This is a genomic window from Ensifer sp. 4252 (genome assembly GCF_050434565.1).
GTDB lineage: Bacteria > Pseudomonadota > Alphaproteobacteria > Rhizobiales > Rhizobiaceae > Ensifer.
Genome location: NZ_JBNDIU010000004.1, coordinates 68092 through 82559, shown reverse-complemented (window position 1 = coordinate 82559; position 14468 = coordinate 68092). Strand labels below are relative to the sequence as shown.

The 14468-nt window shown below is 63.9% G+C and carries 12 protein-coding genes; 11 read left to right on the top strand and 1 reads right to left on the bottom strand.

Going from position 1 to position 14468, the window contains the following annotated elements; genetic code table 11:
- The first annotated feature begins 65 nt into the window (after positions 1 to 65).
- The 9 genes from ABIE33_RS11475 to ABIE33_RS11435 all read left to right on the top strand — a co-directional run bounded on the left by ABIE33_RS11475 (position 66) and on the right by ABIE33_RS11435 (position 12550).
- The gene (locus ABIE33_RS11475) at positions 66 to 968 is read left to right on the top strand and encodes a 3-keto-5-aminohexanoate cleavage protein (protein WP_429124884.1); all 903 of its coding nucleotides are present in this window, start codon (positions 66 to 68) and stop codon (positions 966 to 968) included.
- Positions 969 to 1151: 183 nt separating this feature from the next.
- Positions 1152 to 2645 (top strand): carnitine 3-dehydrogenase, encoded by a 1494-nt coding sequence (locus tag ABIE33_RS11470; protein WP_429124882.1) that lies wholly within the window; start codon positions 1152 to 1154, stop codon positions 2643 to 2645.
- Positions 2646 to 2783: 138 nt separating this feature from the next.
- Positions 2784 to 3944, top strand: coding sequence for an acyl-CoA dehydrogenase family protein (locus ABIE33_RS11465; protein WP_429124880.1), 1161 nt, complete (start codon positions 2784 to 2786; stop codon positions 3942 to 3944).
- 236 nt (positions 3945 to 4180) lie between these two features.
- Positions 4181 to 6250, top strand: coding sequence for an acetate--CoA ligase family protein (locus ABIE33_RS11460; RefSeq protein WP_429124878.1), 2070 nt, complete (start codon positions 4181 to 4183; stop codon positions 6248 to 6250).
- Between the two features lie 4 nt (positions 6251 to 6254).
- The gene (locus ABIE33_RS11455) at positions 6255 to 7037 is read left to right on the top strand and encodes a carnitinyl-CoA dehydratase (RefSeq protein ID WP_429124876.1); all 783 of its coding nucleotides are present in this window, start codon (positions 6255 to 6257) and stop codon (positions 7035 to 7037) included.
- 339 nt (positions 7038 to 7376) lie between these two features.
- Positions 7377 to 8966, top strand: a complete 1590-nt coding sequence (locus tag ABIE33_RS11450; protein ID WP_429124875.1) for an ABC transporter substrate-binding protein — start codon at positions 7377 to 7379, stop codon at positions 8964 to 8966.
- Positions 8966 to 10081: an ABC transporter permease gene (locus tag ABIE33_RS11445; RefSeq protein WP_429124873.1), complete on the top strand. Its 1116-nt coding sequence runs from the start codon at positions 8966 to 8968 to the stop codon at positions 10079 to 10081. The genes ABIE33_RS11450 and ABIE33_RS11445 overlap by 1 nt, the downstream gene beginning before the upstream one ends.
- Entirely contained in the window at positions 10078 to 10905 is an 828-nt protein-coding gene (locus tag ABIE33_RS11440; protein ID WP_429124871.1) for an ABC transporter permease, read from the top strand. The genes ABIE33_RS11445 and ABIE33_RS11440 overlap by 4 nt, the downstream gene beginning before the upstream one ends.
- Positions 10898 to 12550, top strand: coding sequence for an ABC transporter ATP-binding protein (locus ABIE33_RS11435; RefSeq protein WP_429124869.1), 1653 nt, complete (start codon positions 10898 to 10900; stop codon positions 12548 to 12550). The genes ABIE33_RS11440 and ABIE33_RS11435 overlap by 8 nt, the downstream gene beginning before the upstream one ends.
- A gap of 51 nt (positions 12551 to 12601) precedes the next feature.
- On the opposite strand, the gene ABIE33_RS11430 is transcribed toward ABIE33_RS11435, so the two are convergent.
- The gene (locus tag ABIE33_RS11430; RefSeq protein ID WP_429124867.1) at positions 12602 to 12856 is read right to left on the bottom strand and encodes a DUF1127 domain-containing protein; all 255 of its coding nucleotides are present in this window, start codon (positions 12854 to 12856) and stop codon (positions 12602 to 12604) included.
- A gap of 170 nt (positions 12857 to 13026) precedes the next feature.
- Between ABIE33_RS11430 and ABIE33_RS11425 the strand changes: the two genes are divergently transcribed.
- Positions 13027 to 13404: a response regulator transcription factor gene (locus ABIE33_RS11425; protein WP_429124865.1), complete on the top strand. Its 378-nt coding sequence runs from the start codon at positions 13027 to 13029 to the stop codon at positions 13402 to 13404.
- Between the two features lie 14 nt (positions 13405 to 13418).
- Positions 13419 to 14462 carry a LuxR C-terminal-related transcriptional regulator gene (locus ABIE33_RS11420; protein WP_429124863.1) on the top strand — a complete coding sequence of 348 codons (1044 nt, stop codon included), beginning with the start codon at positions 13419 to 13421 and terminating at the stop codon, positions 14460 to 14462.
- Positions 14463 to 14468: the final 6 nt, after the last annotated feature.

Sequence of the window (14468 nt, the reverse complement as noted above, 5' to 3'; positions counted from 1 at the left end):
ACCGATTATGAAAAGCAGCGCCGCCCTTCTTGGCTCGTAATGGCCTCAATAAAAGGGAGACAGCAATGCCGCTCAGCATGAACCGCGAGGTATTCATCACCTGCGCCGTCACCGGCTCAGGAGACACCGTTTCGAAGTCCAGTCACGTTCCAATCACGCCGAAACAGATCGCCGAAGCAGCGGTCGAGGCGGCCAAGGCTGGGGCTGCCGTGGTCCATTGCCACGTCCGCGATCCGGAGACCGGCGCGCCTGCCCGCAGGCTCGACCTTTACCGCGAAGTGACGGACCGCATCCGCTCTGCCGATGTCGACGTCGTGCTCAACCTGACGGCCGGCATGGGCGGGGACCTTGTTTTCGGCAACGTCGAAAGCCCGTTCCCGGTCAACGAGAAGGGCACCGACATGGCCGGCGCCACCGAGCGCGTCGCCCATGTCGCCGACTGTCTGCCGGAAATCTGCACGCTCGATTGCGGCACCATGAACTTCTCGCTCGGCGACTATGTCATGACCAACACCCCGTCGATGCTGCGCGAAATGGCCCGCCAGATGACGGCGCTCGGCGTGCGTCCCGAAATCGAGGCCTTCGACACCGGCCACCTCTGGTTCGCCAAGCAACTCGCCGAGGAAGGCCTGATCGAGGATCCGGTGCTGATCCAGCTCTGCATGGGCATTCCGTGGGGCGCGCCCGACGACCTCAACACTTTCATGGCCATGGTCAACAACGTGCCTGATAACTGGACCTTCTCGGCCTTCTCCATCGGCCGCAACGCGCTGGCCTATCCGGCAGCGGCAGTGCTTGCCGGCGGCAACGTTCGCGTCGGCCTCGAGGACAACCTCTATATCGGCAAGGGCCAGCTCGCGACCAACGGCCGGCTCGTCGAAAAGGCGGTCGGCCTCATCGAGGGCATGGGCGCCAAGATCATCGGGCCGGATGAGGTCCGCAAGAAGCTGAAGCTGACGAAACGCTGAGTCCGTCGCCCCGCGGCCCCTCATCCGCGCGGTGAGGGTACCGCCGCTCATACGCCTGCCGGCACCTTCTCCCCGCTAGGCGGGGAACAGGCCGCAAGCCGAAGGCACTGAGCTCTCTGACCCGCAGATAGGGAGAGGGTTAGGGCGAGAGGCAGTTTGCAATTCAAGAAGTCGAGGTAAGGAATGACCGAAATCAAGAATGCAGCCTGTGTCGGCGGCGGCGTCATTGGCGGCGCCTGGGTCGCGCGCTTTGCGCTCGCCGGCATCGACGTGAAGATCTTCGACCCGCATCCGGAAGCCGAGCGCATCATCGGCGAAGTCATGGCCAATGCCGAGCGCGCCTATGCCATGCTGACCATGGCGCCGCTGCCGCCGAAGGGAAAACTCACCTTCTGCAAGAGCATCGAGGAAACGGTCAAGGACGCTGATTGGATTCAGGAAAGCGTGCCTGAGCGGCTGGAGCTGAAGCGCGGCGTGATCACTGAGATCGACGCGGCCGCAAGGCCCGACGCGCTGATCGGCTCCTCCACCTCGGGCTTGCTGCCGTCCGACCTGCAGGCCGAGATGAAGCATCCTGAGCGCATGTTCGTGGCCCACCCGTATAACCCTGTCTACCTGCTGCCGCTGGTCGAGCTCGTCGGCGGCCAGAAGACATCGAAGGCGACGATCGAGCGCGCCATGCGGGGCGTCGAGCAGATCGGCATGAAGGGTGTCGTCATCGCCAAGGAGATCGAGGCCTTCGTCGGTGACCGCCTGCTGGAAGCGCTGTGGCGCGAGGCGCTGTGGCTGATCCAGGACGACATCTGCGATACCGAGACGCTCGACAACGTCATGCGCTACTCCTTCGGCATGCGCTGGGCGCAGATGGGCCTGTTCGAGACCTACCGCATCGCCGGCGGCGAAGCGGGCATGCGCCACTTCCTCGCGCAGTTCGGCCCCTGCCTGAAATGGCCGTGGACGAAGTTCACCGACGTCGTCGATCTCGACGATGCGCTGGTCGAAAAGATCGGTGCACAGTCGGACGCGCAGGCCGCCGGCCGCTCGATCCGCGAACTGGAGCGCATCCGCGACGAAAACCTCGTCGGCATCATGCATGCGCTGAAATCGGGCAATGGCGGCGAAGGCTGGGGTGCGGGCAAGCTGCTTGCCGACTTCGAAGCGAAACTCTGGGCCAATGCCAAGAAGCCTGAAGCCGATCTCGGTGACGTCAAGCCGCTGCACATTCTCGACACCAAGGTCAGCGCCGCCTGGGTCGACTATAACGGCCACATGACCGAACACCGCTATCTCCAGGTGTTCGGCGACACCTCGGACGGCCTCTTGCGCCTGATCGGCGTCGACCTCGACTATGTCCGCGACGGCCACAGCTACTATACGGTCGAGACCCATATCCGCAATCTCGGCGAGGCCAAGCTCGGCGACGCGCTCTATTCGACCTGCCAGCTTCTGTCCTCGGACGAGAAACGCCTGCATCTCTTCTCGACGATCTACAATGCCGAGACGAAGGAAGCGGTCGCGACCGCCGAGCAGATGATGCTGCATGTCGACAGCAAGGCCGGCAAATCGGTCGCAGCGCCAGCCAAGGTCCTGGACAAGCTGAAGGCGATCACCGAGGCGCATTCGGGCCTGCCGGCACCGGAAGGCGCCGGACGGTTCGTCGGGCAGAAGCGCGCCTGAGCAAGGCGCGGCGACGCAGGAAAAACACAAGGTTCGCCGCACCCGCGGCGGACCTTCAAACCGCAGTCGATACCCGCTTGAGGAGGCGGCCCGACCGCGAACGGACGGCAGCGGCGCGAAAACGAGGGGAACAGAACAATGAATTTCGCACTGACCGAAGAACAGCAGATGATCGTCGACACGGTCCGCAGCTTCGTCGAGACCGAAATCTATCCGTATGAGGACGAGGTCGAGCGCACCGGCATCGTGCCGCCCGAATTGGGTCAGGACATCGCCCGCAAGTGCAAGGACATCGGTTTCTTCGGCTGCAATTTCCCCGAAGAGGTCGGCGGTGCCGGCCTCGACCATACGTCCTTCACGCTGGTCGAGCGCGAACTCGGCCGCGGCTCGATGGGCCTCACGGTATTCTTCGGCCGCCCCTCGGGTATCCTGATGGCCTGCAACGACGAGCAGCGCGAAAAATACCTGCTGCCGGCCGTCAAGGGCGACAAGTTCGACGCGCTCGCCATGACCGAGCCGGATGCCGGTTCCGACGTGCGCGGCATGAAGTGCTTTGCCCGCAAGGATGGCGACGACTGGATCGTCAACGGCACCAAGCATTTCATCAGCCACGCCGACATCGCCGATTTCGTCATCGTCTTCATCGCAACGGGTGAAGAGGACACGCCGCGCGGGCCAAAAAAGAAGATCACCTGTTTCCTCGTCGACCGCGGCACGCCCGGCTTCGAGATCCGCAAGGGCTACAGTTCCGTCTCCCACCGCGGCTACAACAACTGCATCCTGACCTTCGACGATTGCCGCCTGCCCTCCGCCCAGATCCTCGGCGAAGTGCACAAGGGCTTCGATGTCGCCAACGACTGGCTGTTCGCCACGCGGCTGACGGTGGCGGCGACCTCGGTCGGCCGCGCCCGCCGGGCCTTCGACTATGCGCTGAACTACGCCGCCGAGCGCAAGCAGTTCGGCAAGCCGATCGGCGCCAACCAGGGCGTTTCCTTCAAGCTCGCCGACATGATCACCGAGATCGATGCTGCCGACCTTTTGACGCTGTCGGCCGCCTGGCGCCTCGACCAGGGCCTGCCTTCAAACCGCGAGATCGCCTCGGCCAAGGTCTTTGCCACGGAGATGCTCGCCCGCGTCACCGACGAGGCGATCCAGATCTTCGGCGGCATGGGGCTGATGGACGACCTGCCGCTCGCCCGCTTCTGGCGCGACGCCCGCGTCGAGCGCATCTGGGACGGCACCTCCGAGATCCAGCGCCACATCATCAGCCGCGACCTGCTCAGGCCGCTGGGAGCGTGACGGATGATTGAGCAGGCTTCCTCTCCCTCCCTCATTCCTGTGCTTGTCACAGGAATCCAGCAGCGGCACGTCCGTGCCGCGCAAGACCAGAACCCGACCGGCGTTGGCGCCGTGAAAAAGAAAACTCCTGGCGGCTTGCCGACGCAAGCCGGCTGGATTCCTGTGACAGGCACAGGAATGAGGGCGTTGGTGGCAACCGCTCCAACGACCCTCGGTATGACGGGGTGTCTGACCAGATGACCCATGCACCCCGCTCCCTCGATCGCCTGATCCGACCGAAATCCATCGCCGTCTTCGGCGGTAAGGAAGCGCGACGGGTCATCGAACAATGCGACAAGATGGGCTTTGCCGGCGATATCTGGCCGGTGCATCCGCGGGAAGACGAGATCCTCGGCCGCAAGTGCTATCGCTCCGTCGCCGACCTCCCCGCCGCACCTGACGCCTCCTTCGTCGGCGTCAACCGGCAGCTGACCATCGACATCATTGCAGCGCTTTCGGCACGCGGTGCCGGCGGCGCCGTCTGCTACGCCTCCGGTTTTCGCGAGGCGGCAAGCGAACTCGATGACGGCAACGACATGCAGGAGGCGCTGGTCACCGCTGCCGGCGACATGCCGATCGTCGGTCCCAATTGCTACGGCTTCATCAACATGCTCGACGGCGCCCTGCTCTGGCCAGATCAACACGGCATGCAGCGCGTCGAAAAAGGCGTCGCCGTCCTGACGCAATCCTCCAACATCGCCTGCAACATCTCGATGCAGACGCGCGGGCTGCCGCTCGCCTATCTCATGACCGCCGGCAACCAGGCGCAAACAGGTCTTTCTGACATCGCCTGCGCCGTGCTCGAAGACCCGCGCGTCACCGCCGTCGGCCTGCATATCGAGGGTTTCGATAGCATCGCCGCGCTCGAGCGGCTGGCGACACGCGCTCGCGAACTGGGCAAGCCGGTGGTGACGCTGAAGGTCGGGAAGTCGGAGGCGGCCCAGCTCGCCACCGTCTCGCACACGGCCTCGCTTGCCGGCAACGACCGCGTCTCCTCGGCGCTGCTCGCCCGTCTCGGCATCGGCCGCGTCGATACGCTGCCGGCGCTGCTCGAAACACTGAAGCTTCTTCATGTCGCCGGCCCGCTGGAAAGCAACGAGATCTCCTCGATGAGCTGCTCGGGCGGCGAAGCTTCGCTGATGGCCGATGCCGGCGTCCGCTATCGCGTCAACTTCCGGGCGCTTCGGGAAGAACAGCGACGGCCCTTGAAGGAAAGCCTCGGCGAGATGGTGACGATCGCCAACCCGCTCGACTACCACACCTTCGTCTGGGGCAACCGGGAGAAGCAGACGACCGCCTTCAGCGCCATGATGAAGGGCGGTTATGCGCTCAACCTGATCGTGCTCGATTTTCCCCGGCAGGACCGCTGTGACGCCGCCGACTGGGTGACGACCTGCGATGCGGTGATCGACGCGGCAAAAGCGACCGGCGCGCGCGCCGGTATCGTCGCGAGCCTCGGCGAAAACATGCCGGAACAGATGGCACTCTTTCTGATGGCTGCCGGCGTCATCCCCTTCTTCGGCATCGACGAGGCCCTAGCGGCCGTCGAGACCGCTGCCGGCATCGGCGCGGCATGGGCGAGGCCCGCGCCGCCGAAGCTCTTGAACGGCGGCGTTTCCGGCGGTGGCGGCTGGTCGATCACGCTCAGCGAGCATGAAGCAAAGACCGAGCTTTCGGCCTCCGGTCTTCGGATCCCCCAGGGCAGAACCGCATCGACGCCGCAAGAGGCCGCCAGTGCTGCCGAAAGCCTCGGCTTCCCCGTCGTCCTCAAGGGCCTGGGTGTTGCCCACAAGACAGAGGCCGGGGCCGTCAAGCTGAGCCTGACAAGCGGCGCCGAGGTGCTTGCAGCGGCCGAAGCCATGGCTTCAGTTGCCTCCGGCTATCTCGTCGAGAAGATGGTGGCAAAGCCCGTCGCCGAACTGATCATCGGCGCGATGCGCGACCCGGTGGCGGGCCCGGTGCTGACCATCGGTGCCGGCGGCATCCTCGTGGAACTGCTGGATGATTCCGCAATCCTGACGCTGCCGACGACGCCGGAACTGATCCGCGCGGCGATCGACGGCCTGAAGATCAGGAAGCTGCTCGACGGCTATCGTGGCGGACCGAAGGGCGATTTCGCAGCCCTTGCCGACGCTGTCGCCGCTGCGGCATCCTATGTCGTTTCAAACGCTTCAAAGCTCGAAGAACTCGATATCAATCCTTTAATGGTGTTACCGGAGGGCCATGGAGCCATCGCCGCCGACGCCCTGATCCGCCGGAGGAAATGACACCATGACCGGACCGATCCTTACTCGCCGCGAAGGCGGCATTCTCGAAGTCACGATCGACCGGCCGAAGGCGAACGCCATCGACCTGAAGACCAGCCGGGTGATGGGCGAGATCTTCCGCGACTTCCGCGACGACGACACGCTGCGTGTCGCCATCATCACCGGCGCCGGCGAAAAATTCTTCTGTCCCGGATGGGACCTGAAGGCGGCCGCTGCCGGCGACGCGGTCGATGGCGACTACGGTATCGGCGGCTTCGGCGGCCTGCAGGAGCTGCGCGACCTCAACAAGCCTGTTATCGCCGCCGTCAACGGCATCTGCTGCGGTGGCGGTCTCGAGATCGCGCTCTCCACCGACCTGATCCTGGCGGCCGAGCACGCGACCTTCGCGCTGCCGGAAATCCGCTCGGGCACCGTTGCCGACGCCGCCTCGATCAAGCTGCCGAAGCGCATCCCCTACCACATCGCCATGGACATGCTTCTGACCGGCCGCTGGCTCGACGTCGTCGAGGCCAACCGCTGGGGCTTCGTCAACGAGATCCTGCCTGCCGACAGGCTGATGGCGCGCGCCTGGGAACTGGCCCGCCTGCTCGAAAGCGGCCCGCCGCTCGTTTATGCCGCCATCAAGGAAGTGGTGCGCTCAGCCGAAGGCGAGACCTTCCAGACCACGATGAACAAGATCACCCGCCGGCAGTTCAAGACCGTCGACATTCTCTATTCGAGCGAGGACCAGCTGGAAGGCGCAAAGGCGTTTGCCGAGAAGCGCGACCCGGTCTGGAAGGGGCGCTGACAGACGCTGCCACGGGCGGCGCAGGACTGACAACGGGCCGGTGAACCGGCGCAACGACGTCATGGAACGCGCGGGGGTTCCCGCGCGCCGCCGAAGGCGTATCCATAAATGCAGCTTATGGAAATGAATTATAATTTAGGACGTTACAAGGTGCATTCAAGCGATTAGGCTTATCGATCTGAACCCGTAGCGTCCGCCCGAGAAAGGAGAAAACGAGGCAATCGAAGACAAGAAGGGCCAAAACGGCCGATCCGAAAGCCATCCCATAAGGTGGCGGTACGCAGCAATCTCTACCAACCACAACGAACGGCGAATGCCGACACAGAAGGGAACAGGGGAATGAGCGATTACAAGGATTATCTCACACGACAGGTCATGCTCGGCAAGATGAACCGGCGTGAATTTCTCGGACGCGCGGCTGCAGCCGGCATCCTCGCATCGACGGCAGGCACGCTGTTTGCCACCAGCGCCGCGGCCCAGGAGCCGAAGCGCGGCGGCCATCTGAAGCTCGGCCTCGAAGGCGCGGCAGCCACGGACTCGAAGGACCCAGCAAAGGCCCTCTCGCAATTCATGATGGTCGTCGGACGCAACTGGGGCGACATGCTGGTCGAAAGCCATCCGACGACAGGTGCGCCGGTGCCGGCGCTTGCCGAATCCTGGGAGCCGTCGGCCGATGCGTCGACCTGGACCTTCGCCATCCGCAAGGGCGTCAAGTTCCATGACGGCAAGGAGCTGACCGTCGACGACGTGATCAAGACCCTGCAGCGCCACACCGATGACAAGTCGGAATCGGGCGCACTCGGCGTGCTGAAGTCGATCAAGGAAATCAAGGCCGACGGCGGCAAGCTCGTGCTGACGCTGACGGAAGGCAATGCCGACCTGCCGCTGTTGCTTTCCGACTACCACCTCATCATCCAGCCGAACGGCGGTCTGGACAATCCCGACGCCATGATCGGCACCGGGCCCTACAAGGTGGCCAGCTTCGAAGCGGGCGTGCGCGCCACCTTCGAAAAAAATGCCGATGACTGGCGCACGGACCGCGGCTACGTGGATACCATCGAACTCATCGCCATAAACGATGCGACGGCGCGCGTCGCCGCACTTTCCTCCGGCCAGGTGCACTACATCAACCGTGTCGATCCGAAGACGGTCAACCTGTTGAAGAGGGCGCCCAATGTCGAGATCCTGACCACCTCCGGCCGCGGCCACTACGTGTTCCTCATGCATTGCAACACGGCGCCGTTCGACAACAACGACCTGCGGCTGGCGCTGAAATACGCGATGGACCGCGAGACCATGGTGGAGCGCATCCTCGGCGGCTACGGCAAGGTCGGCAACGACTTCCCGATCAACGACACCTATGCCCTCTTCCCCGAAGGCATCGAACAGCGCGCCTATGACCCCGACAAGGCGGCCTTCCATTACAAGAAGTCGGGCCATAGCGGCTCGGTGCTGCTGCGCACCTCCGACGTCGCCTTCCCGGGCGCTGTCGACGCGGCTGTGCTCTACCAGGATAGCGCCAAGAAGGCCGGCATCGAAATCGAGGTCAAGCGCGAACCGGGCGACGGTTATTGGACAAACGTCTGGAACGTCCAGCCCTTCTCGACCTCCTACTGGGGCGGCCGCCCGACCCAGGACCAGATGTACTCGACCGCCTACCATTCTGGTGCCGACTGGAACGACACGCGCTTCCAGCGCGAGGATTTCGACAAGATCCTGCTCGAAGCCCGCGCCGAACTCGACGAAGCGAAGCGTAAGGACATGTACCGCACTATGGCGATGATGGTGCGCGACGAAGGCGGCCTGATCCTGCCGATGTTCAACGACTTCGTGAACGCCTCCACCAAGCAGGTGAAGGGCTACGTGCACGACATCGGCAACGACATGTCGAACGGCTACGTCGCGACCCGCGTCTGGCTCGACGCCTGATGATGGAAAGCGGACCGATGACTGGTCCGGTTCCGACGGATGGGACCGCGGATGGAGCACATCCGCGGTCTACCGATCTTTCCGGTGTACCAGCAAAACCCAACCCCGCCGACGCCCAGGGCGAACTCGGCGGCACCTTCTGGCGGCGCTTTATCTTTCGTCGTCCCCTCGCGGCGCTGATCCTTCAGCGCCTCGGCCTGAGCGTCGGGCTGCTCTTTGCCGTGTCGCTGATGATCTTCGGCGGCATCGAGGCGCTGCCCGGCGACTTCGCCACCACCTATCTCGGCCAGTCGGCAACGCCGCAGGCGGTCGAAAACATCCGCAAGGACCTCGGCCTCGACAAGCCCTGGAGCGAACGCTATCTCTCCTGGCTCGGCGGCGCCGTGCAAGGCGACTTCGGCACCTCCTGGGCCAGCAAGAATTCGGTCGGCGAACAGATCGGCAAACGCCTCGGCAATTCGCTGTTCCTCGCCTTTTTCGCCGCGATCGTCTCCGTGCCGCTTGCCGTCGGCCTCGGCATGCTGGCGGTGCAGTTCCGCAACCGGCTGCCCGACAAGATCATCAACGTCGTCTCGCTTGCGGCCATCTCGCTTCCCGAGTTCTTCGTCGGTTACCTCCTGATCATGTTCTTCGCCGTCAAATTCGGCGTCGCCACCTTCCCGGCGACCGTCTATGACAGCATGAGCTTCACCGAACGGCTTTCGGCGATCGCGCTTCCGGTCGCAACCCTCGTGCTCGTCGTTCTTGCCCACATGATGCGCATGACCAGGGCCGCAATCCTCAATGTCATGTCGTCGGCCTATGTCGAGACGGCCGAGCTCAAGGGCCTCGGCATGTTCCGCATCATCGCCCGCCACGCCGCTCCCAATGCCGTGGCACCCGTCATCAACGTCATCGCCCTCAACCTTGCCTATCTCGTCGTCGGCGTCGTCGTCGTCGAGGTGGTGTTCGTCTATCCGGGCATGGGGCAATACATGGTGGATGCCGTGACCGTTCGCGACATGCCGGTCGTTCAGGCCTGCGGCCTGATCTTTGCCGCCTTCTATATCTTCCTCAACATGGCGGCCGACGTTATCGCCATTCTCGCCAACCCGAGACTGAGGCACCCGCGATGAACCTGAGATCCATCCCCTTCAGCGCCTGGATCGGTATCGCCGGCATAGCGATCGCGATCTTCTGCGCGCTGTTTGCGCCTTTCATCGCCCCGTTCGGCGAACGCGACGTCGTCGGCGACGTCTGGCTTCCGGCCGGCGGCGATTTCCTGCTCGGCACCGACAACCTCGGGCGCGACCTGCTTTCGCGCCTGATCTATGGCGCCCGCACCACCATCTTCGTGGCGCTGGCGGCAACCGTGATCTCCTTCTCGCTCGGCATGATCCTCTCGTTCACAGCTGCGGTCATGGGCGGGTTCGTCGACCAGTTCTTCTCCCGCTTCAACGATCTGATGATGGCGATCCCGACGCTGATCTTCGCCCTCGTCGTGCTGGCGGTTCTGCCGCAGCATCTGTGGATCCTGATCCTGGTCATGGCCGTGCTCGATTCCACCCGCGTCTTCCGCATCGGCCGTGCCGTGGCGCTCGACGTCGCGGTCATGGAGTTCGTCGAGGCCGCACGGTTGCGCGGCGAAGGCAGCACGTGGATCATCTTCCGCGAGATCCTGCCCAATACGCTGTCGCCGTTGCTTGCCGAGTTCGGCCTGCGTTTTGCCTTTTCCATCCTGTTTCTCTCCACCCTCTCCTTCCTCGGTCTCGGCATCCAGCCGCCGGCCGCCGACTGGGGCGGCATGGTCAAGGACAACAAGGACGGCATCATCTTCGGCATATCGGCCGCCCTGATCCCGGGGGCCGCGATCGCGACGCTGGCGATCTGCGTCAACCTCGTGGTCGACTGGCTGATGAAGAGAACCTCCAGCCTGAAGGGAGGGCGTGGCGATGCCTGAGTCTTCATCTGCAAGGAACACGCTTCTTTCCGTCAAAAACCTGAAGATCGAGGCGACCAGCTATCCCCCGGGCGAACCGCCGAAAACCGTGACGCTCGTCGAAGGCGTGTCCTTCGAGCTTGAGAAGGGCAAGGTGCTGGGCCTGATCGGCGAATCCGGCGCCGGCAAATCGACCATCGGCCTGTCCGCGCTCGCCTATGGCCGCGGCGGCGTGCGCATCACCGGGGGCCAGGCGCTGCTCGACGGCCGGGACATCCTGACGCTCGACAAGAACGGCATCCGCTCGATCCGCGGCGCCCGCGTCTGCTACGTCGCGCAATCGGCGGCCGCCGCCTTCAACCCGGCGCACCGGCTCGGCGATCAGGTGATCGAGGCTTCGCTTCGCCACGGCATCATGAACCGCGACGAGGCAAAGAAGCGGGCGCTCTATCTCTTCCAGGTGCTCGGCTTGCCGAACCCGGAGACCTTCGGCGATCGTTACCCTCATCAGGTCTCCGGTGGCCAGCTGCAGCGGGCAATGACCGCGATGGCGCTCTGCCCCAACCCGGAGCTGATCGTCTTCGACGAACCGACGACGGCGCTCGACGTGACCACCCAGATCGACGTGCTTGCGGCGATCAAGCACGCGATCGAGGAAACGCATACCGCAGCGCTTTACATCACCCATGACCTTGCCGTCGTCGCCCAGATCTCCGACGACATCATGGTGCTGCGCCACGGCAAGACGGTGGAATACGGCACGACCAAGCAGGTGATCGAGGCACCAAGGGAAGACTATACCCGGGCGCTCGTCAGCGTGCGCCAGACCAAGCGCGACGAGGCGCCGGATCAGACCGGCACGCAACTGAAGATCGAGCATGTCAGCGCCGGCTATGGCAACGGCTTCAAGGTGCTGCACGACGTTTCCATGCATCTGCCCAAGGGCCAGACGCTGGCGATCGTCGGCGAAAGCGGCTCCGGCAAGTCGACGCTTGCGCGCGTCATCACCGGCCTCTTGCCGCCGACCGAAGGACGCATCACCTTCGAAGGCAAGGAACTGCCGCGGGCGTTGAAGGGCCGCAGCAACGACGAGCTGCGCCGGATCCAGATGATCTACCAGATGGCCGATACGGCGATGAACCCGCGCCAGACGGTGCGCGACATCGTCGGCAGGCCGCTGTCCTTCTACTTCGGCATGCACGGTGCCAAGAAGACGGCGCGGGTCAAGGAACTGCTCGACCAGATCGAGATGGGAACACGGTTCCTCGATCGCTATCCGGCCGAGCTTTCCGGCGGCCAGAAGCAGCGTGTTGCCATTGCGCGGGCGCTGGCCGCAGAGCCGGAATTGATCCTCTGCGACGAACCGACCTCGGCCCTCGACCCGCTGGTTGCCGAAGGTATCCTGAATCTGCTTCTGAAGCTTCAGGAGGAAACCGCTGTTTCCTATGTCTTTATCACCCACGACATCGCCATCGTCCGGGCGATTGCCGACAGCGTCGCGGTGATGCACCGCGGCCGGCTGGTGCGGTTCGGGCCGAAGTCGAAGGTGCTCTCGCCGCCCTTCGACGATTATACCGATCTGCTGTTGAAGTCCGTCCCGGAAATGGAAATCGGCTGGCTGGAACGGGTGCTGGCCACCCGACGCATGGAAAGCGCCGGCAACTGACGACAATACGGCCGCCACATGGCGGCCGTATTACTCGCCGGGCTCCAGACCCTAGCGCTGCCAGAAGGACTTGCGCGTTTCCCTGTCGACCTGTGCTCTCGTCAGCCCGACATCGTCGAGCAATTCTGGCTTGTTCTTGGCCATCAACTCGAGCTGCTGGCGAAAGCGAATGCGCTCCTCCCAGACGGCAAGCAGACGGAAGGGATCATAGCGGCCGGCACCGTCGCCCGAGTGTTTCGCCGGCTGGCGGATATCGAGCCAGACGGCGTTGTAGAATTCGGACATGCCTGTCAGGAGATTGCTCATCGTCGTTCCCTCATCTGCCGGCCCCAACCGGGCCGTTGAAGCGATGCTGGAACTGTAGGGCCGTCCTTCTATTGCGACATCGCGCAGCTGCTGTGTTTCCTCTCCTGCATTTGTAGTATTTTGCTCCAGCCTTGGTTGAATCCGACCAGCGCGAATGGCAGGGAGCAGGCATGAACCGCATCCCAAGTTCTGAGTTCGCCCCTGAAGCATTGTCCGACCGTGAACGGGCGGTGGCCGAGCGCTTTGCTGCCGGCCTCACCTATCGCGAGATCGGCGAGGCGCTGTTCATCGCGCCCTCGACCGTGCGCACCCATCTCGCCACGATCTATGGCAAGCTTGGAGTGCGCAACAAGATTGAGCTGGCAAGCCATGTCACCGGCTCCGCCGGCGCGCGGTCGCCGCTGCTCCAGACGTCCAGCAGGCGCCGCCGGTTCTCGCCGTCTTCCCGATCGAGAGCCTCAACGCAGAAGAGCGCTGGCACCGTTTCGCCGATGGCCTTTCCTCGGATATCTGCGTCGACCTCGCCCGCTACGCCGACCTGCCCGTAATTGCCTTCCACACGATGAAGCTGCTCGGCAACCGTCCCGAAAGTTTCAACGACCATGTCCAGGCGATTGGCGCCACCTATGCCATCACGGGGCAACTGCGCGCCGACGACCACCGCGTTCGCCTGACGATCCAGCTTTTGGAACCCCGTTCGGGCCAATTGCTCTGGAGCGAGCGCTACGACCGGCCGATGGAGGATATCCTGACGCTACAGGACAGCCTCACCGAGAGTGTCATCAACGTTCTTGCCGGATGTTACGGCACGCTCGCCACCCTCGGCCGCAAGGCGAGCCGGCACAAGGCGCCGGGAAACCTGCAATCCTATGATTGTTATCTGCTCGCCGTCGAGCAGCACAACCGATTCAGTCAGGAGGGTAATGTCGAGGCGATCAAGTTATTCAAACGCTCGCTGGAGCTTGAGCCCACCCGCGCAAGAGCCTGGAGCGAGCTTGCCTATGCCTATGCCGTTCAAGCGTGCAGCGGCTTTGACAGCGATCTCGATACGGCCCTCGACAATTGGGGCGCAGCATTGGAGCAGGCTCTGCGGCTCGATCCGACCGATCCCGCGGCCTACACCTGCCTGGGCGATCTCCGGGCCTGCCGCGGCGACATGCCGGGTGCCGCCGAGGCGCATGCCCGCGCCTACCAATACGGCCGGAACCACGCCGATACGCTGGCGCTTCTCGCCGGCGCCAAGGCGCTGATCACAGGCGATCCCGAGGAGGCCGTCTCGCTCATCGACCGGGCGCTCTACCTCAACCCGCTGGGGCCACCTTGGTATTTCGGCATGCGTGCCCGCATCCTCTACGTCGTCGGCCGAGACCGCGAATGCCTCTCCGCCCTCGACAGAAGCTCTCAGGAATCGCCGAGCACCCTGATCTTCAAGGCCATGGCTCACGCCCGGCTCGGGGAAGCCATGCAGGCGGCCGACAGCGCACGTCGGCTCAAGGCGGAGTTTCCCTTGTCATCGGTCGAGCGTTTCGTCAGCGGATATCCGGTCACCAATCCGCGGGCTCTCGACGCTATGCGCGACGGCGCACGGCTGGCGATGATCGATTAGCTCCAA